This is a genomic window from Bacillus cereus group sp. BfR-BA-01355, assembly GCF_022663675.1.
GTDB classification, from domain to species: domain Bacteria; phylum Bacillota; class Bacilli; order Bacillales; family Bacillaceae_G; genus Bacillus_A; species Bacillus_A thuringiensis_S.
The window spans coordinates 14,443-34,097 of sequence record NZ_JAKUFY010000013.1 but is presented as its reverse complement, the minus strand read 5'-3'; the positions used below and the strand labels follow the sequence as shown (position 1 = coordinate 34,097).

Genomic DNA, 19,655 nt, shown 5'->3' with positions numbered 1-19,655 from the left:
GGTTCACTTTAATGAACCTTCCTCTTTGTTTTTATTCTCTTTTTGAAGTGTATGCCAAGACTCTAAAATTTCTGATGTAACGAGAGCGGCAATGTTTTTTTCTGAATTACTACCAGGAATAACGACAGAAACGGCAATTTGTGGATCTTCAGTAGGAGCATATGCAATGAAAAGAGAATGATTTATCATTCTTTCTTGCTCATTTGGAAAGCCTGTAATACCTGTTTTACCTGCGACGTCAAAAGGCAACTTTTTAATTTCCTCTATATTTTGACTCATTCCACCTTGCACGACACTCCAAAAGTTCATCGGGTAACGATTTGAACTTTCTAAAATTGGTTTAAACTTTTTTGTTTCCTTACCGTCCGGACTAATAATTGCACTTACAGTTTGAGGTTTATATTTATCACCTTTACTTGCCAAAGTTGCTGCATATTGAGCGAGTTGAAGAGGGGTATGCACTTCATTTCCTCCCCAAGAGGCGTTTAATAAAGCGGAGATTCCATTTTCAAACTTATTAGATGGATGGAATTCATATTGTCCGTCTTCTTCAAAGGGTAAATCAATCCCGGTTTTAGAACGTAGGCCGAATTGTATTAAATAATCTGTCCATATATGTGCCACTTTTTCTATATTCCCATTATTTTGGTTGAATAGGGGCAGAGCTACTTTTGCTGTCATAAATGTGTTAGATGAATTAATGATAGCCTGCCTCGGTGTAATCTCACCTGTTGGCGTTCCAGGTGCATTCGTAATGTTATTTTGATTATCATACTGAAAAGTCCCTTTATCTAAATAAGTATCTTCGGGTTGGAAAAGCTTTTCGTTTAATCCAATTAAAATAGTGAGTGGTTTTATAGTAGAAGCCATATTTACATAAGATTCACCATACTTTAATTTTTGAATTGCTTTATTTTGCGAAAGAGAGTTAATGTTTTCTTTTCTAGAAGATACACGTGTATTTAATATATTTGGATCAAAAACTGCCGTGTTGGCCATAGTTAAAATTGCGCCAGTTTTTGCATCGCTTACTACAGCATAACCAGCTTTAGCATCAGGTGTTTTCTTAATTTGAGATCTTAATGCTTCTTCTGCCTTTTGCTGCAACTCAGAGTCTAAAGCTAGCCGTACATCTTTACCTTTTTGTACTTTTTGAATATTCCATAAGAATTTTTTATTATTCAATTTAAAAATAAGAGTTTTACCTGGTTTTCCTTTTAAATCATTTTCATATTGCAGCTCAATCCCGCTTTTTCCAACAGCCTTATGCTTTGAATTAAGGTCATTTTCTACATACCCAATTACTTGTGAACCAATTTCGTGTTTAGGATAATATCGAATCCATTCATTTTTAATTATTACATTATTGGGTTTGTTTTTGTTTATGAATGCAAGTTCATTTTCAGTTATATCAGAGTATAACGGTATATCATTCATAGTCTGCTTTTTACAAGATTGTTGTAATTGAGATTTTATGTTCTCTGTAGAAATATCATGTTGAAATTCGCTTGAAAATTGATTAAAAAAAGCTAATGTGTTTGATGTATCTTGTTTCGATAGCTTTTCGTCATTAGAAGTGCAATATAGAGACTTAACTTTCTTATTTGTAGCTAGTATTACACCATTTTGATCAAAAATCTTTCCTCTTTCAGCTGAAGAAGTTGCGATAGTAATTGAAATGAAGTTGATTTTTAATAAAATTAGTAAAATCAAACCTACGATAGAAAAAACCGCAAAAAATCTCCATCTTTTTATATGTAACATATAACCCTCCCTTATGTAGCCTATTTCATCTTATATTTAATTATTTTTTTTGTAAATGTGGAACAACTTTATTGTTTAGGTTGTCTATTAAGTATTACAGCATGAAGAAAGGAATAATTAGCATGAAAATTTACTAGCAAGTTTATATGTAAGTTTAATAAGAGTCATTATACAGTTTAGCACTTCTAATGCAAGTGGCAAAAAAATAGAGAGAAAACAGGAAGGGAGAGTTATTAATTCCGTATCTAAACGAAAAGAAATGGTTGCTTACAAGGATTAAGCAAAAAATTGAGGCGATATTTATAACCGATTATCGGTATCTAATATATAAGGAATGCTTTTAGTATTTGTAGCAATTTCTGAAAGGATTAAATGGAGGATTTATGAAAGAACAAAAAGGCAAGAAGCAGAAGACATATATATCTATTCGATTAAATATAATGTTCCTTTGCATATTTGTACTATTCTCAGCTATTATTATGCAGCTAGGAAAGGTACAAATCGTTGAGGGAGAGGCTTATAAGAACCAAGTGGAAAGTAGTCAAAATGCAATAACTAGTATTCCAGTTCCACGTGGACAAATTTTAGATCGAGAAGGGAAAACAGTTGTTAATAATAAATCTCTTCGCACAATTACGTATACAAGGGTGAAGGGAATTACGAGTGAAGATATTTTAAAAACAGCAAAAGACTTGGCGAAAGTACTTGAAATGCCTGAACAAGATATAAATAAATTAACAGATATCGATAAAAAAGATTTTTGGATGCAGTTGAATTCGAAACGTGCGGAGACAAAGATTACTAAGAAAGATATAGAAAAGTTTAAAGAAAAGGGTATAGAGGGAAAAGAGTTAGATAAAAAAATAGAAGACTTAAGACGAGGTCGTGTTACAGAGGTAGAATTAGCAGAATTAACAGCACAAGATTTAAAGGTGTTAGCTATTAAAAGTAAAATGAGTTCAGGTTATCAACTAACACCACAAATCATTAAAAAAGATGTAACAGATGAAGAGTATGCGCGGATAAGCGAAAATCTTGCGAATTTTCCAGGAGTAGATGCAACTGTTGATTGGGAACGTAATTATGTAAACGGTAATTTATTTCGTTCTGTATTAGGAAATATTACGAGTAGTGAAGAAGGATTACCGAAAGAAAATTTAGATTCTTATTTAGTACGTGGATATAACCGTAATGATCGTGTTGGAAAAAGTTATATTGAACAACGATATGAAGATGTATTACACGGCACAAAAGAAGAAGTGAAAAATATTACTGATAAATCAGGAAACATTGTTAGCACAGAAATAATCTCTAAAGGAAAAAGTGGTAATAGTTTAACATTAACGATTGATATGGAATTACAAAAGAAAGTGGAAGAAAGTATAGAGAAAAACTTGAGAGCTTTTAAGAGTTCAGAGCCACTGCTCGATCGAGCTTTTGTTGTCATGACTAATCCAAATAACGGACAAATTTTATCAATGGCAGGCAAAAAGATTGTAGAAAAAGAAGGGAAAATAGAAGTTGAGGATTTGGCATTAGGAAACATGACAACTTCGTATGAGCTAGGGTCAGCTGTAAAAGGTGCTACTTTATTAACTGGATATGAGACAGGCGCAATACATCCAGGAGATCAATTTTATGACGCGCCGATGAAATTTAAAGGTACACAAGCTAAGAAATCGTGGAATGTATCCGGATTTGGTAATATTAATGATTTACGGGCTTTACAAGTATCTTCGAATGTATACATGTTCCAGACAGCTTTAAAAATTGCGGGAGTTAATTACGTACCAAATGGCTCATTGGATATTAAACAAGGAGCATTTGATACGATGCGCTATTATTTCAAGCAATTTGGTTTAGGTGTCCCAACAGGTATTGATTTACCGAATGAAATAATTGGACAAACGAGAAAAGTAGATAGTCAACCTGGGTTTTTACTAGATTTTTCTATCGGTCAGTATGATACGTATACGCCGTTGCAATTAGCGCAATATATTTCAACGATTGCGAATGGTGGTTATAGAATGCAACCTCAAATTGTACAAGAAATACGAGAACAATCAATAAAAGAAGAGGTTGGCAAAGTTATACGTTCCATAGAGCCTGTCGTATTAAATCGAATTGATATGAAGAAAGAACATATTGATCGGATAAAAGAAGGGTTTAGATGGGTATTCCAAGAAGGTGATGGAACTGGCGTGAAATATTTCAAAAACGCGCCATATAAACCAGCAGGAAAGACAGGAACAGCCCAAACTGTATATGGTGGAGATGACCCGATTGGTAGAAATGCAAAAGGAGAACGTATGGAATGTTACAACTTAACGTTAGTTGGATATGCTCCATATGATAATCCAGAAGTAGCATTTTCCGTAGTAGTTCCATGGCTTCATGATGATAAAAATGGAATTAATTCTATAATCGGAAAGGAAGTATTAGATGTATACTTTGATTTAAAACAGCAACGCATACATGGTGAAGCTACTAGTACAGGTAGTTCTAAGCAAAATTAGAGTACTTTTCTCAGGGAAAGACCCTGTTCATATAAAGCCATTTATAAGTAAAAAAATGAAATATGAAATAAGAGATAGAGGCGTCGTAGCTACTATCTCTTATTTTGTTAATAACTCTCATACTAGCTATAATTTTTTTAGTTTATGGAACAAATTTGGTTCGGTGATTGTCTATTATGTGTACGTATAAAAAGGTGCTAAAAATTTGGAAGGAATGATGATTTTGAAAAATAAGAGGATGCTAAAAATAGGAATATGCGTTGGTATATTAGGTTTAAGTATTACAAGCCTAGAAGCTTTTACAGGAGGGGCACTGCAAGTTGAAGCGAAAGAAAAGACTGGACAAGTGAAACATAAAAATCAGGCGACGCATAAAGAGTTCTCTCAACTTGAGAAAAAATTTGATGCTCGATTAGGTGTATATGCGATTGATACTGGTACAAATCAAACAATCTCTTATCGACCTAACGAAAGATTTGCCTTCGCATCAACCTACAAGGCTTTAGCTGCAGGAGTATTACTACAGCAAAACTCAATTGATACATTAAATGAAGTAATCACATTTACGAAAGAAGACTTAGTGGATTATTCACCTGTTACAGAGAAACATGTAGATACTGGAATGAAACTAGGAGAAATTGCTGAGGCTGCTGTTCGTTCAAGTGATAATACTGCAGGGAACATTTTATTTAATAAAATAGGCGGACCGAAAGGATATGAAAAAGCGCTTAGGCATATGGGGGATCGGATTACTATGTCTGATCGCTTTGAAACAGAATTAAACGAAGCTATTCCAGGAGACATTCGTGACACTAGTACAGCGAAAGCTATTGCTACGAATCTTAAAGCTTTTACGGTCGGAAATGCACTTCCAGCTGAAAAACGTAAAATTCTTACAGAGTGGATGAAAGGAAATGCTACAGGGGACAAACTTATTCGTGCAGGCGTACCAACTGACTGGGTAGTTGGAGATAAATCAGGTGCTGGTAGTTACGGGACAAGAAATGATATTGCTATCGTTTGGCCTCCAAATAGAGCACCAATTATCATCGCAATTTTATCTAGTAAAGATGAGAAAGAGGCTACCTATGATAATCAACTCATTGCAGAGGCAACTGAAGTTATAGTTAAGGCTCTTAGGTAATAGTATTTTAGTTTTCGCATTTTTAACATAAAAGTATTAAAAGTATAAAGTTAGAAAACGACTCTTTTCGTGTGATAAGAGTCGTTTTTGTGTTCTTATTATTAAAAAGGTAAAAGTAAAAATATAACGAATATATATGACGTATCTCATATGAAATTTTATGTACTGTATTATTTTATTAATTTAAATAAATTTCAAGAAAGTATAATATAATTCAGTTAGCATATAGAAGTGTTTGATGAGAATATAAAGGAGAAAATATGAAAAAAAAGATTAATAGAATCGTAATGATTATTTGTATATTAGTAGGTTTTACAATCTTTTTATATTTACAGAACAATTTAATAAGTATAACTGAGGTTAAAATAACCTCTAGTAAAATACCATCCTCTTTTAAAGGGTATAAAATTCTACAAATTTCAGACTTACACAATAAAAAATTTGGCGATAATCAAGATGTGTTAATTCAAAAAATAAAAAGTATAGACCCAGATATTATTGCGATTACGGGTGATTTAATTGACAGTAAATCATACGATGCAGAAGTTAGTATGCAATTAATACGAGAAATTGTAAAGAAGTATCCTGTATATTTTGTGACAGGAAACCATGAACAATGGTCTGGAAAGTATAACAATTTAGAAAAAGAGTTGAAGAAATATGATGTCAATGTTTTAAGGAATGAACATGTAGGCATTCGAAAGGGTGAGCAAGAAATAAACTTGCTAGGTATTGATGATCCAGAGTTTGTTACTGGAAACCGTGATGAAGGAAATATTATAATAGATGAAATTAAAAAAGCGAAAATTGAAATGCAGCCAGATAAATATAATGTATTATTATCCCATCGGCCTGAATTTATAAAGGAATATACGAATGAGAGGTTGGATTTGGTTTTATCGGGACATGCTCATGGAGGGCAAGTTAGATTGCCATTTATCGGTGGATTAGTTGCGCCAAATCAAGGTGTTTTACCTAAATATACAGCAGGTTTATATGTAGAACAAAATACATCAATGGTAGTGAGTAGAGGATTAGGAAATAGTATCATTCCGCAAAGAATTTTGAATAGGCCAGAGATTGTAGTCGTGCAGCTAAATTAAGCTGTACGATTTTTTTATACAATAATGAGTAAAGGGGCTTTATGTATTTTGCAGGAGTTAACATTACAATTTTGTTAAAAATTTTCTACGTTACATAAAGTAACAAAATTTGACCCTGAGTGTTTGTTATAGTGTAAATAATCAAAAAACTTAAAATTTGTCGAGTGAAAATTGTGATAAGTAATTCATGTAAAAAACTTAAAGGGGTGTACACATGCATAAAGAATATGAAATTGAAGAATACACGGCGATTGAGGAACAAATACATTATTATTGTAAATGTTTATTAGTAAGTCATCCTGATCAAATAATAAAATATTTAGAAAAAAGGTTAGAAAAATATGCAGAAACATTACAATATGCCCATTTATATCCTGACACAGTTATTTTACCGTTACAGCAATTAGTTATTGAATATTCTTTAGACGTTGCTAGAATTCGGAAGTATATGAATTTAAAAACGTAAAGTGAAATTTATAGTTTAAATGAAACAGAGTCGACTTTAGGAAATGAAATTCTAATGTCGACTCTGTTTCATTGTTTAATATCGTTGATTGAACATACATACATACTAATCAATGAAGTTTGACATATAATTAAGCAAGGGTAAAATAAAAGTGAGTACTCACTCATTTTATTGGAAAAGGAGGATGAAACGTGCAACAACCTTCCATTATTTTACGGACTGTATCAAAAAGTTTTGGAAAAAAAGAAGTGTTACACAATCTTTCATTGCAAGTTGAAAAAGCAGAGATTTTTGGTTTTGTTGGACCTTCTGGATCGGGGAAAACAACGCTCATTAAAATGATTGCAGGTATTATTGAGGCAACGAAAGGTGAAGTGCTTGTTAATAATACTAATATGCCTAATTTAAATGAAATGAAAAGAATTGGTTATATGGCCCAGGCGGATGCATTATACGAAGAATTGTCAGCATATGAAAATGCAGATTTTATAGCAACGATGTATGGACTAAAGGGAAAACGTAAAAAGAAAAGAATTGCAGAGGTTTTTGAACTTGTACAATTATCACAGTATATGAAAAAGCAAGTACAACAATTTTCAGGTGGAATGAAAAAACGTTTATCATTAGCAATAGCACTCCTCCATGAACCAGAAATATTAATTTTAGATGAGCCTACAGTGGGGATAGATCCGCTTCTTAGAAAAACGATTTGGGAAAAATTTTATGACCTTAAAAAGAAAGGCACAACGATTATTGTAACGACGCACATTATGGATGAAGCTGAATTTTGTGAGCGTCTAGGATTAATTAGAGAAGGGAAGCTAGTTGCGGTTGGAACAACTGAAGAATTGAAAAAACGCGTGTCATCTGGACGGATTGAAGATGTCTTTTTGCTAGAAGAGGTGGTGCCATCATGAGAGTTACTGGTGTAATCATTCGTATTATTCGCCAATTTTTTCGAGATAAGCGTTCGTTAGCGATGATGTTTGGGGCACCGATGTTATTACTGTGGCTATTATCGCTAGTGTTTACACAGAAAGACTATATACCTCAAATTGCTGTTGTTGATATGCCCGCTCAAATAGTAAAAGTGATGAAAGATCAAGAAGCATCAATTTATGAATACAGTAAAGAAAAGGCGATTTCTGAGTTGGAAAAACAAACGGTAGATGCAGTACTTCGAATAGAGAATGGAAAAATGAAACTTCTGTTGGAAGGTAGTGATTCGTCAAAAAATCGTGCTGTACTTCAAGTATTGCAAAAAAGCATAGAGAACAATGAAGTATCAATTATGAAACCTGAAGTAAATTATTTACATGGCTCTAAAGACTTTACGATGTTTGATGGGCTTGGTCCTGTATTAATTGGTTTCTTTACATTTTTCTTTGTATTTATATTATCAGGTGTATCTTTCGTAAGAGAACGTTTAAGTGGTACGCTAGAAAGGTTATTATCCACCCCAGTAAGAAGATGGGAAATAGTCGCAGGTTATATTATTGGTTTTGGAATCTTTGCCTTTATACAATCCATTATTATCGTAAGTTTTTCCGTTTATATTTTAGATTTATACGTAGCTGGATCCATATGGCTAACGCTACTTATTACATGTATGCTCTCTTTAACTGCACTAACATTAGGTACGTTTTTATCGGCATACGCAAATAATGAATTTCAAATGATTCAATTTATACCGCTTGTTATTGTGCCACAAATCTTCTTTTCTGGATTGTTTCCAATGGAATCTATGAATAAGTGGCTACAAATGTTAGGAAAAGTATTTCCACTCACATACGGCGCTGACGCAATGAGACAAGTGATGATTCGGAATCAAGGGTTTACAGAGATTGCATTAGATCTTACTGTATTATTACTTTTTTCAATATTATTTGCAGTAGGAAATGTATTTGCTTTAAAGAAACATCGCAAAATATAATAATGACAAAAAGGAGCTTTATAAATGCAGAAGGATTGGCTGGAGGAATTAATAGCTGCAACTAATACGGATAAACGAAATGAACGTCAAATGCGAATATTAGAGGCGGCTGTTGATATGTTTGGAGAAAAAGGATACGCTTCAACTTCAACAAGTGAAATTGCAAAACGGGCTGGTGTAGCGGAAGGAACAATCTTCCGCTACTATAAGACGAAAAAAGATTTATTACTAGCGGTCGTAATGCCAACTTTAACTAAGTTCGCTGCACCATTTTTCGTACAAACCTTTGCAAAAGAAATATTTAAATCGGAGTATGAATCGTACGAAGGACTTTTAAGGGTTGTAATTCATAATAGATTTAAATTTGCTCAAAAACACTTTCCTATGATAAAAATATTAATTCAAGAAGTACCATTCCAACCAGAACTGAAAAATGAAATACAACAATTAGTAGAAACAGAACTGTTTTCACATTTCAAAAAGTTGATTGTGAAATTTCAAGAAGAAGGGGAAATTATTGAGATACCACCATCTTCCGTACTACGTCTTACTTTATCAGCTGTATTAGGTTTATTATTAACACGATTTTTATTATTGCCTGAAGAAAAATGGAATGATGAAGCAGAAATTGAAAATACGATTCAATTTATATTGTATGGATTAACTCCACGAATTTAATCGTCGAAGTGTGAATTACATACATTACTTTTTAAGTAAAAATAAATCGCCTTTAAAAAGGCGATTTATTTTCGTTATATATTTTTGATAAATAAGTACTTGTTTACTAAAAACATTCTAAATCAGCGTGTTTCTTTGTCTCTTCTTCTAAGACCTAATAATCCTGCTAGTCCTAATAAACCAAGCCAAGCCCAATTATTATTTCTATCACGATTATCATTTAAATCATTTGTTGTATTTACATTTCGAGTTCTTACATCATTATTAACTCTGTCTAAATTATTGTCATTTACTCGAGTTGAAATATCAGTGTTATTCACTCTATTCATATTATTTCCATCGTATTCAGCTTGCGCAGATGTACCTAAAAACATAATAGAGAGTGCTAAAACACTTAAAATAGATGATAATTTCTTTTTCATAACAATTCCCTCCTTTCTTAATCATTAATTTCTCCGGAGCATCTGTGTATTATTCATTTCACAATATCTAAACCAGTATAAAAGGGCGCACATTTATTGAAAATAGAGTTGAATGATTGTTAATATATCATTGGATATATATTTCTCATAAAAATAAATGAATCAAACTTTGCTTAAAATGTTAATCTTAGTACAATTTATAGTATACGGACTAGCACTAAGGAGGTAATGAGATGCGACAATTTGCAAAACCAACAATCGTCGTAAGTAAATGTTTAGAATTTGATGCTTGTCGTTATAATGGAGAGATGATTCCAGATGTAACAATACGAAATTTGCAGCCATTTGTTACATTTATACCTGTTTGTCCAGAAGTCGAGATTGGATTGGGGACTCCTCGTGAAACGATACGAATTGTAGAAGAAAATGGTGAGAATAGACTTGTGCAACCGTCGACACGAGAAGATGTAACTGAAAAAATGGAGCAGTTTTCAAATGACTTTTTACAAACGATATCGGATGTGGATGGTTTTATTTTAAAGAATCGTTCACCAAGTTGTGGTACGCGTGATGTGAAAATTTATTCTGGTTTTGAAAAAGCGCCAGCAAAGGGAAAAGGAGCTGGCTTATTTGGCGGAGCAGTAGTAAAAAAATTTTCGCATCTTCCTATTGAAGAGGAAGGTAGATTGTCGAATTTTATTATTAGAGAGCATTTCTTTACAAGGCTATTTACAATCGCATATTACAAAATGATTAAACATAATAAAAATATGAAAGACCTTGTATCGTTTCAGTCGGATAATAAATATTTATTTATGGCATATAATCAGGTGAAACAAAAGGAATTAGGGCGTATAATTGCAAATCACAAAAATGAAAAGATTGAAGTGGTATTTGAAAACTATGAGAAGACTTTATATGAATTATTTATGCGCACACCCCGTTATACATCGAATGTAAATGTATGCGAGCACATTTTTGGATATTTTAAAACAAAGCTAAAAAAACAAGAAAAAGATCATTTTATAGAACTGTTACAAAAGTATGCAGAAAAGAAAATACCGCTTAGTAGTTTACTTACAATTTTAAAATCATGGGCCATTCGATTTGATGAAAAGTATTTATTAAGACAAACGTATTTCGAACCATACCCTGAAGCCTTAGTAGAAATTTCTGATTCGGGAAAAGGTAGAGATTATTAAACAATAAATTACATAATTCGACACAAAACCTCCTATGTTGTTGTAGAACAATGTAGGAATTTTTTTGTGCATTAGTACAGAATCTGTTTTAAAATTAAGTTATGACAGAATTATAGCAATTGTCTAACTAATGTTCTTGTCTTTTAAGTTGTTATGTTTGTAGTAGAAACTCGCACGCTGTCGAAACTCAATATTCGATAAGGGGTGTGTAGCGGAATGGAATTTACTCTAACTCGCGAAAAACAAATGATTAAAGAAATGGTACGTGACTTTGCTGAAAAGGAAATCGCACCGAAAGCTGTATATTATGACAAAACTGCAGAGTTTCCATATGAAACATTTCAAAAAATGGGCGAACTAGGATTATTAGGCATCCCATTCCCAGAAGAGTATGGAGGTTCAGGTGGCGATACAGTATCGTATGCGTTAGCAGTTGAAGAAATTGGTCGCGCTTGTGGTGGCACTGGTTTAAGCTATGCTGCAACAATTTCATTAGGTGCTTCTCCAATTTATTATTTCGGTACAGAAGAACAAAAACAAAAGTATTTAGTTCCAATGGCGTCAGGTAAAACATTAGGTGCCTTCGGATTAACGGAGCCGAATGCTGGATCTGATGCAGGTGGCACTCAAACGAAAGCGGTATTAGATGACGATGAGTATGTAATCAGTGGTGAGAAGTGTTGGATTACAAACGCAGAGTATGCAAACACAATTATTGTAACCGCTGTCAACGGCATTGAAGAGAATGGTAGAAAACGCATTTCGGCATTTATCGTGCCTACTACGAGTGAAGGGTTAACGATTTCTAGTCCTTACGATAAGATGGGTGTTCGTGCTTCTAATACTTGTGAAATCGTACTTGATGGTGTTCGTGTACCGAAAGAAAATATTCTTGGTGATGTAAATAAAGGTTTTAAACAATTTTTATATACACTTGATGGAGGGCGTATTTCAATCGCAGCATTGGCAGTTGGTATTGCACAATCAGCCTTTGAACGTGCATTGCAATATGCGAAAGAACGTCAACAATTTGGAAAGTCAATCTCTAATTTCCAAGCGATTCAATTTAAATTAGCTGATATGGCGACTGAAGTAGAGTTAGCTCGTAATTTAGTACATAAAGCAGCTTGGTTAAAAGATAACGATAAACCTTTCGGTAAAGAAGCGGCTATGGCAAAACTATTCGCATCGGAAGCAGCAAGTCGTATTGCGAATCAAGCAGTACAGATTCATGGTGGATATGGCTATATGCGTGAATATGAAGTTGAACGACATATTCGTGATGCGAAGCTATTAGAAATTGGTGAAGGAACTTCTGAAATTCAACGTCTCGTAATTGCTAGACATTTAGGATGTAGATAAAAGGGAGGAATCACTATGTTTCAAAAAATATTAATTGCGAATCGCGGGGAAATTGCTGTTCGTATTATGAAAACTTGTCAAAAACTTGGCATACGCACTGTTGCTATTTATTCTGAAGCAGATGAAAATGCCCTTCATGTGAAGATGGCAAATGAAGCTTACTTAGTAGGTGGACCGCGTGTTCAAGAAAGTTATTTAAACCTTGAAAAAATTATTGAAATAGCTAAGAAGACAAATGCAGAAGCGATTCATCCAGGTTATGGTTTATTATCAGAGAATCCGTCTTTTCCGGTTCGTTGCAAAGAAGAAGGAATCGTATTTATCGGTCCTTCAGAAGAAATCATTACGAAGATGGGAAGTAAAATCGAATCACGTATCGCAATGCAAGCAGCAGATGTCCCAGTAGTCCCAGGTATTACTACAAATATTGAAACTGCTGAAGAAGCAATTGAAATTGCAAAACAAATTGGTTATCCATTAATGCTTAAGGCATCCGCAGGCGGCGGAGGCATTGGTATGCAGTTGATGGAAACTGAGCAAACGCTCACCAAAGCGTTTGAAAGTAATAAAACAAGAGCGCAAAACTTTTTTGGTAACGGAGAAATGTATTTAGAGCGATATATAGCAGACGCGCATCATATTGAAATTCAGCTTTTAGCAGATACACATGGTAACACAGTGTATTTATGGGAGCGTGAATGTTCGGTGCAGCGCCGAAATCAAAAAGTAATCGAAGAAGCACCTTCACCATTTTTAGATGAAGGTACACGAAAGGCAATGGGAGAAGTTGCTGTACAAGCTGCCAAAGCACTTGGCTATACAAATGCAGGTACAGTTGAGTTTCTTGTAGATGATCAGAAGAACTTCTATTTCTTAGAGATGAATACGAGATTACAAGTAGAGCATCCAGTGACAGAAGAAATTACGGGATTAGACCTTGTAGAACAGCAACTTCTTATCGCAAGTGGAGAGAAACTATCATTTACTCAGGATGGTGTAAAACGTAGTGGTCATGCCATTGAAGCTCGTATTTATGCAGAAGATCCGAAAACATTCTTCCCATCACCTGGGAAAATTACAAATTTAACATTACCGTCAAATGTACGGATCGATCACTTCTTAGAAAATCATGTAACGATTACACCTTTCTATGATCCAATGATTGCGAAAGTCATTGCACATGGCGAGACTCGTGAAGAAGCAATTTCGAAATTACATGATGCTCTAGAAGAATTAAAAGTAGAAGGTATTAAAACGAACACGCCAATGCTACTGCAAGTTTTGGAAGACGAAGTGTTCAAAGAGGGTATTTATACAACGGGTTTTGTAACGAAACAACTCGTTAAAAAATAAGATTTAACAATATTAAGGGGGAAAAAATGATGACGAAAGTATACGCATCGATGGCAGGAAACGTTTGGAAGATTGTTGTAGGAGTAGGAGATACAGTAGAGGAAGAGCAGGATGTCGTCATTTTGGAATCTATGAAAATGGAAATTCCAATCATTTCAGAAGAAGCCGGCACAGTTATGAAAATTAATGTGCAAGAAGGCGATTTTGTAAATGAAGGAGATGTATTATTAGAAATTGAATAGGGAGATATAGGGGGAAGCGAATTGAAACTACCTAATTTTGCTGTCATTAAAGAAGTCGGGCCACGTGATGGCTTACAAAATGAAAAAAAGATTGTTGGCACAAAAGATAAAGTAAAATGGATTCAACTACTTACAGAAGCAGGATTGTCGTATGTTGAAGTTTCCTCATTCGTTCACCCAAAATGGGTCCCTGCATTAGCAGATGCAAATGATGTATTTTCTGAGCTGAAAAGGGATCCAAATGTTACATATGCTGCGCTTGTTCCGAATCAAAATGGTTTGGAACGAGCTTTTTTGCAAAATGTAGATGAGGTGAATGTTTTTTTATCAGCAAGTGAATCTCATAATAAAAGTAATATTAATAAATCGATTAAAGAAGCATTAGTTGTAATTGAAGATATAACAAAACAGGCATTATTCGAAGGGAAAAAGGTAAGAGGCTATGTTTCTACTGTATTTGGATGTCCTTATGAAGGGGATATAAGTGCTACAGCAGTTGACGAATTATGTAATCAACTATTTTCATACGGCATTTATGAAGTTTCTCTTGGGGATACAATCGGTGTAGCGAATCCATTACAAGTAGAACAAGTATTAGAACACCTATTAAAGAAGTATGATGCTTCGCAGTTTGCAATGCATTTTCATAATACGTATGGAATGGCTCTAGCGAATGTAGTTAAATCATTAGAATACGGTATTACAACGTTTGATAGTTCTTGTGGTGGACTTGGGGGCTGCCCTTATGCACCAGGAGCATCAGGTAATGTTGCTACTGATGACCTAGTACATATGCTCCATAAATTAGGAGTCCAAACGAATATAGACGAAGAAAAGTTATTGAGAGCTAGTCAATTTATTCAAAGTAAGTTAAATATCCAATTACCGAGTCATGTGTATAGAGCGCTTCAACATAAAACGATAAGTAGGTGAGTAGATGCTACAATTACAAAACATTTCCGTTGATTACGTAACACCTCACGTAGTAAAGATTTCGTTAAATCGTGCGAGACAAGCAAACTCATTATCTTTGGCATTATTAGATGAATTACAAACTATATTAACTCAAATAAGTGAAGATTCAAGCGCACGTGTAGTTATTTTGACTGGTGCTGGTGAAAAAGCATTTTGTGCTGGTGCAGATTTAAAAGAGCGTGCCGATATGAATGAAGAACAAGTTCGTCATGCTGTTAGTATGATTCGCACTACTATGGAGATGGTTGAACAATTACCACAGCCAGTTATTGCTGCTATAAATGGAATCGCACTTGGTGGTGGTACGGAATTAAGTTTAGCTTGTGATTTTAGAATTGCTGCTGAATCTGCAAGTCTTGGTCTTACTGAAACGACACTTGCAATTATACCAGGAGCAGGTGGTACACAGCGCTTACCAAGATTAATTGGAGTTGGTAGAGCGAAAGAATTAATTTATACAGGTAGACGTATTTCAGCGCAAGAAGCAAAAGAATATGGTTTAGTAGAATTTGTTGTACCAGCTAATTTACTTGAAGAGAAAGCGATTGAAATAGCAGAGAAAATTGCTAGTAATGGACCTATTGCTGTTCGATTAGCAAAAGAGGCAATTTCAAATGGTATTCAAGTTGATTTACATACCGGATTACAAATGGAAAAACAAGCGTATGAAGGTGTAATCCATACGAAAGATCGAATAGAAGGATTACAGGCATTCAAAGAAAAACGTAAACCGATGTATAAGGGGGAGTAAATATGTTAGACCAAAAACAACAATCTAATTCATTTGAAGAACGTGTTGAAACGATTAAACAAGGCGGGGCACCGAAATATCATGAACAAAATAAAGCAAAAGGAAAATTATTTGTTCGAGATCGTTTAGCGCTTCTATTTGATAATGGCGAATATGTAGAAGATGCATTATTTGCTAACTGTGAACAAACAGGCTTACCTGCGGACGGCGTTGTAACTGCAACGGGTAAAATACATGGTCGTACTGCGTGTGTAATGGCTAATGATTCTACTGTAAAAGCTGGATCATGGGGATCACGCACAGTTGAAAAGATTTTACGTATTCAAGAAACAGCTGAAAAATTACGTGTTCCGTTATTTTATTTAGTCGACTCTGCTGGAGCGCGTATTACAGATCAAGTAGAAATGTTCCCAGGGCGCCGCGGTGCAGGAAGAATCTTCTATAATCAAGTGAAATTATCAGGTAAAGTTCCTCAAGTATGTTTATTATTTGGACCTTCTGCTGCTGGTGGTGCATATATTCCAGCCTTTTGTGACGTTGTAATGATGGTAGAAGGAAATGCATCTATGTATTTAGGATCTCCTCGTATGGCTGAGATGGTTATCGGTGAGAAGGTAACTTTAGAAGAGATGGGCGGAGCTCGTATGCATTGCTCTGTATCAGGATGCGGAGATGTTTTATGTAAGACAGAAGAAGATGCGATTACACAAGCAAGACAATACATTTCATATTTTCCAAACAACTACTTAGAAAAGACTCCATTGGTTACACCTCAAGAACCGAAACAATTCGATAAAACGTTAGAACAAATCATTCCAGAAAATCAAAATGCTCCTTTCAATATGAAAGATCTCATTAATAGAGTTATTGATGAAGGTTCATTCTATGAAGTAAAAAAATTATTTGCTCAAGAGCTAATTACAGGCTTAGCACGTATTGATGGTAAGCCAGTTGGTATTATTGCAAATCAGCCGCGTATGAAGGGCGGTGTATTATTTCACGATTCAGCTGATAAAGCTGCTAAGTTTATTAATTTATGCGATGCATATCATATTCCATTATTATTCCTTGCGGATGTACCAGGATTTATGATTGGTACAAAAGTAGAGCGTGCTGGTATTATTCGTCACGGTGCAAAAATGATTTCTGCAATGAGTGAAGCAACTGTACCGAAGATTTCTATCGTTGTTCGTAAAGCATATGGCGCTGGTTTATATGCGATGGCAGGTCCAGCATTTGAACCAGATTGCTGCCTGGCATTACCGACAGCCTCTATTGCGGTAATGGGTCCAGAAGCTGCGGTTAATGCTGTATATGCAAATAAAATTGCAGCTTTACCAGAAGAAGAGCGCGCTAGCTTCATTGCTGAAAAACGTGAAGAGTATAAGAAAGATATTGATATATACCACTTAGCATCAGAGATGGTGATTGATGGTATTGTTCATCCAAACAATTTACGTGAAGAGTTAAAAGGACGTTTCGAAATGTATATGAGTAAATATCAATTATTCACGGATCGTAAACATCCTGTATATCCAGTTTAAAAGCCCTAATTAGGGCTTTCTTGCTCAAAAAGTTAAGGAGGGGAAAACATTGAAACAAGCAGTTTGGTTTCCAACAGAAGAGTATAAGGAAAAAACACGTTTATATGGTTGGATGAAATCATTGGGATATGAAGACTATGAAACTTTTTATAATAAATCTATTGAGGAAACAGCTTGGTTTTGGGGAGAGGCAGAAAAAGCAGTAGGCTATCAATGGATGAAACCTTATACAGAAGTGTTAGATTTAGAAAATGGTACACCGTTTGCACAGTGGTATAATGGCGGAACATGTAACGTTGTAGAATCAGCTTTATCCCGCTGGCTTGCGGATGAAGAAACGAGAATACAGCCAGCACTTCAGTACGAAGGGGAAAATGGAACTTCAAAATCATTTACATATGAAGAGCTTGATAACTGGGTAAGCCGTGTTGCAAATGGTTTGAAACACGCGGGTATTGAGAAAGGTGACCGTGTAACAATTTATATGCCGATGATTCCAGAAACAGTTGTTGCGATGCTAGCTGTAATGAAAATCGGTGCAATTATTTCACCAATATTCTCAGGCTTTGCGTCTGATGCAGTCATGACACGTGTGCAAGCGGCAGGTTCAAAAATGATTATTACCGCAGATGGATTTTCACGCCGAGGAAAAATTGTTTCTTTAAAAGATGAAGTAGATAAAGCTTGTGAACATTGCCCAACTGTTGAAAAAGTGGTAATCGTTCGTCATGCAGGAAATGATTTTACACCACATAACTATGACTTTTCGTGGAGTACGCTAGAAAAAGAAAAACCATTCATACATGCCGAAGAAATGCAAAGTGATGATCCATTAATGCTCATTTATACATCAGGAACGACTGGTAAGCCGAAAGGAACAGTACACACGCATGCAGGATTTCCTTTGAAAGCAGCTTTTGATGCAGGATTTGGAATGAATATTAAACAAGGTGATCGTGTATTATGGGTAACTGATATGGGCTGGATGATGGGGCCATTTCTATTATTCGGTTCACTCATTAATGGAGCAACGATGGTTATGTACGAAGGTGTTCCAGACTTCCCAGAAGCAGACCGGTTATGGGAGACAGTTGATAAATATGAAATTACTCATCTAGGTATTTCACCAACGTTAATACGAGCATTAATGGCAAAAGGTGATAAGTATGTCAATAAACATTCTTTAAAGAGTTTGGAAGTATTCGCATCAACAGGAGAACCTTGGAATCCTGATCCATGGATGTGGCTGTTTGAAACAGTTGGAAAAGGAAATGTACCAATCTGTAACTACTCAGGTGGAACTGAAATCTCTGGTGGGATTTTCGGTAATGTTCTTATTAAGCCAATAGCACCGATTAGTTTTAATGCATCTTTACCAGGAATGGCAGCTGTCGTACTGGATGATCAAGGTAAACCAATTCGAGATGAAGTCGGAGAATTATGCTTAGAGAAACCTTGGGTAGGTATGACGAAAAGCTTCTGGGAAGATGATGAACGTTACGTAAACACATATTGGTCGCGTTTTGAAAATAAATGGGTCCACGGTGACTGGGTCATTTACGATGGTGAACAATATATCATCACAGGGCGTTCAGACGATACGTTAAATATTGCAGGTAAACGTATTGGACCTGCTGAATATGAATCTATTCTTGTGAAACATAACGATGTAATCGAAGCTGCTGCAATTGGTGTACCTGATGAAGTAAAAGGTGAAGTTTGTCATTGTTTCGTAGTATTAAGAGACCATGTAACATTCACAGGAGAATTAAAGAAAGAATTAATGAGTTTAGTAAACTCTCATATTGGAAAAGCGTTGTGTCCTAAAGACATCCACGTTGTAGAAGATTTGCCGAAAACACGTAATTCTAAAGTGATGCGCCGTGTTATTAAAGCAGCTTATTTAGGAAAAGAATTAGGTGATTTGTCTTCACTTGTAAATCCTGAAGTAGTTCCGTTTATTCAGGGGTTACAGTCTAGTAAATTATAAACATAAGAAAGGATCTCTATATAAATAGAGATCCTTTCTTATGTTTATAAAAAGAGAAAAAGTGAAGTTGATGAAGAAAAATTCTACTATTAGTGTTAAGTATGTTTTATAGTTTTAATCAAAATACGATATTATGGAATGTCTACTCAATGGAGAAATACTAATTTACAACAAGGTGATAACAAAGCGTGCCTGCTTTATATGTCTGTT

General features: G+C 34.9%; 17 protein-coding genes. 15 read left to right on the top strand and 2 right to left on the bottom strand.

Annotated features, from left to right (window positions below; all coding sequences use genetic code 11):
• Positions 1-3: 3 nt before the first annotated feature.
• A complete protein-coding gene (locus MR167_RS06655) occupies positions 4-1,764 on the bottom strand; it encodes a peptidoglycan D,D-transpeptidase FtsI family protein (RefSeq protein ID WP_000902382.1) in 1,761 nt (586 codons plus the stop codon).
• 383 nt (positions 1,765-2,147) lie between these two features.
• Between MR167_RS06655 and MR167_RS06650 the strand changes: the two genes are divergently transcribed.
• From MR167_RS06650 to MR167_RS06620, 7 genes are all read left to right on the top strand, one after another.
• Positions 2,148-4,280 (top strand): peptidoglycan D,D-transpeptidase FtsI family protein, encoded by a 2,133-nt coding sequence (locus MR167_RS06650; RefSeq protein WP_000662990.1) that lies wholly within the window; start codon positions 2,148-2,150, stop codon positions 4,278-4,280.
• 217 nt (positions 4,281-4,497) lie between these two features.
• A complete protein-coding gene (gene bla, locus MR167_RS06645) occupies positions 4,498-5,424 on the top strand; it encodes a class A beta-lactamase Bla1 (RefSeq protein ID WP_041487946.1) in 927 nt (308 codons plus the stop codon).
• 260 nt (positions 5,425-5,684) lie between these two features.
• Positions 5,685-6,527, top strand: coding sequence for a metallophosphoesterase (locus tag MR167_RS06640; protein ID WP_000727189.1), 843 nt, complete (start codon positions 5,685-5,687; stop codon positions 6,525-6,527).
• A gap of 214 nt (positions 6,528-6,741) precedes the next feature.
• A complete protein-coding gene (locus MR167_RS06635) occupies positions 6,742-6,993 on the top strand; it encodes a hypothetical protein (RefSeq protein WP_000548621.1) in 252 nt (83 codons plus the stop codon).
• A 191-nt stretch (positions 6,994-7,184) separates the two neighbouring features.
• Positions 7,185-7,910 carry an ABC transporter ATP-binding protein gene (locus MR167_RS06630; protein ID WP_242314223.1) on the top strand — a complete coding sequence of 242 codons (726 nt, stop codon included), beginning with the start codon at positions 7,185-7,187 and terminating at the stop codon, positions 7,908-7,910.
• Positions 7,907-8,926: an ABC transporter permease gene (locus tag MR167_RS06625; protein WP_016077676.1), complete on the top strand. Its 1,020-nt coding sequence runs from the start codon at positions 7,907-7,909 to the stop codon at positions 8,924-8,926. Before MR167_RS06630 ends, MR167_RS06625 begins: the two co-directional genes overlap by 4 nt.
• A 24-nt stretch (positions 8,927-8,950) precedes the next feature.
• Positions 8,951-9,604, top strand: a complete 654-nt coding sequence (locus MR167_RS06620; protein WP_001168192.1) for a TetR/AcrR family transcriptional regulator — start codon at positions 8,951-8,953, stop codon at positions 9,602-9,604.
• 122 nt (positions 9,605-9,726) lie between these two features.
• Here MR167_RS06620 and MR167_RS06615 read toward each other — a convergent pair whose 3' ends face one another.
• Positions 9,727-10,026, bottom strand: coding sequence for a WGxxGxxG family protein (locus MR167_RS06615; protein ID WP_000728151.1), 300 nt, complete (start codon positions 10,024-10,026; stop codon positions 9,727-9,729).
• A 233-nt stretch (positions 10,027-10,259) separates the two neighbouring features.
• On the opposite strand from MR167_RS06615, the gene MR167_RS06610 reads away from it, so the two are divergent.
• The 8 genes from MR167_RS06610 to MR167_RS06575 all read left to right on the top strand — a co-directional run bounded on the left by MR167_RS06610 (position 10,260) and on the right by MR167_RS06575 (position 19,445).
• A complete protein-coding gene (locus MR167_RS06610) occupies positions 10,260-11,228 on the top strand; it encodes a YbgA family protein (protein ID WP_098438085.1) in 969 nt (322 codons plus the stop codon).
• 216 nt (positions 11,229-11,444) lie between these two features.
• Positions 11,445-12,590, top strand: a complete 1,146-nt coding sequence (locus MR167_RS06605) for an acyl-CoA dehydrogenase (RefSeq protein ID WP_136996468.1) — start codon at positions 11,445-11,447, stop codon at positions 12,588-12,590.
• Positions 12,591-12,605: 15 nt separating this feature from the next.
• A complete protein-coding gene (locus MR167_RS06600; RefSeq protein ID WP_000486744.1) occupies positions 12,606-13,943 on the top strand; it encodes an acetyl-CoA carboxylase biotin carboxylase subunit in 1,338 nt (445 codons plus the stop codon).
• A gap of 26 nt (positions 13,944-13,969) precedes the next feature.
• Positions 13,970-14,185 (top strand): acetyl-CoA carboxylase biotin carboxyl carrier protein subunit, encoded by a 216-nt coding sequence (locus MR167_RS06595; RefSeq protein WP_001987345.1) that lies wholly within the window; start codon positions 13,970-13,972, stop codon positions 14,183-14,185.
• Between the two features lie 21 nt (positions 14,186-14,206).
• Entirely contained in the window at positions 14,207-15,118 is a 912-nt protein-coding gene (gene mvaB / locus MR167_RS06590) for a hydroxymethylglutaryl-CoA lyase (RefSeq protein WP_000775428.1), read from the top strand.
• A gap of 4 nt (positions 15,119-15,122) precedes the next feature.
• Positions 15,123-15,911 carry an enoyl-CoA hydratase gene (locus MR167_RS06585; protein WP_000939799.1) on the top strand — a complete coding sequence of 263 codons (789 nt, stop codon included), beginning with the start codon at positions 15,123-15,125 and terminating at the stop codon, positions 15,909-15,911.
• Positions 15,912-15,913: 2 nt separating this feature from the next.
• Positions 15,914-17,455: an acyl-CoA carboxylase subunit beta gene (locus MR167_RS06580; RefSeq protein ID WP_063675383.1), complete on the top strand. Its 1,542-nt coding sequence runs from the start codon at positions 15,914-15,916 to the stop codon at positions 17,453-17,455.
• Positions 17,456-17,504: 49 nt separating this feature from the next.
• Complete coding sequence (locus MR167_RS06575; protein WP_000806483.1) at positions 17,505-19,445, top strand: AMP-binding protein; 1,941 nt, start codon at positions 17,505-17,507, stop codon at positions 19,443-19,445.
• Positions 19,446-19,655 lie beyond the last annotated feature (210 nt).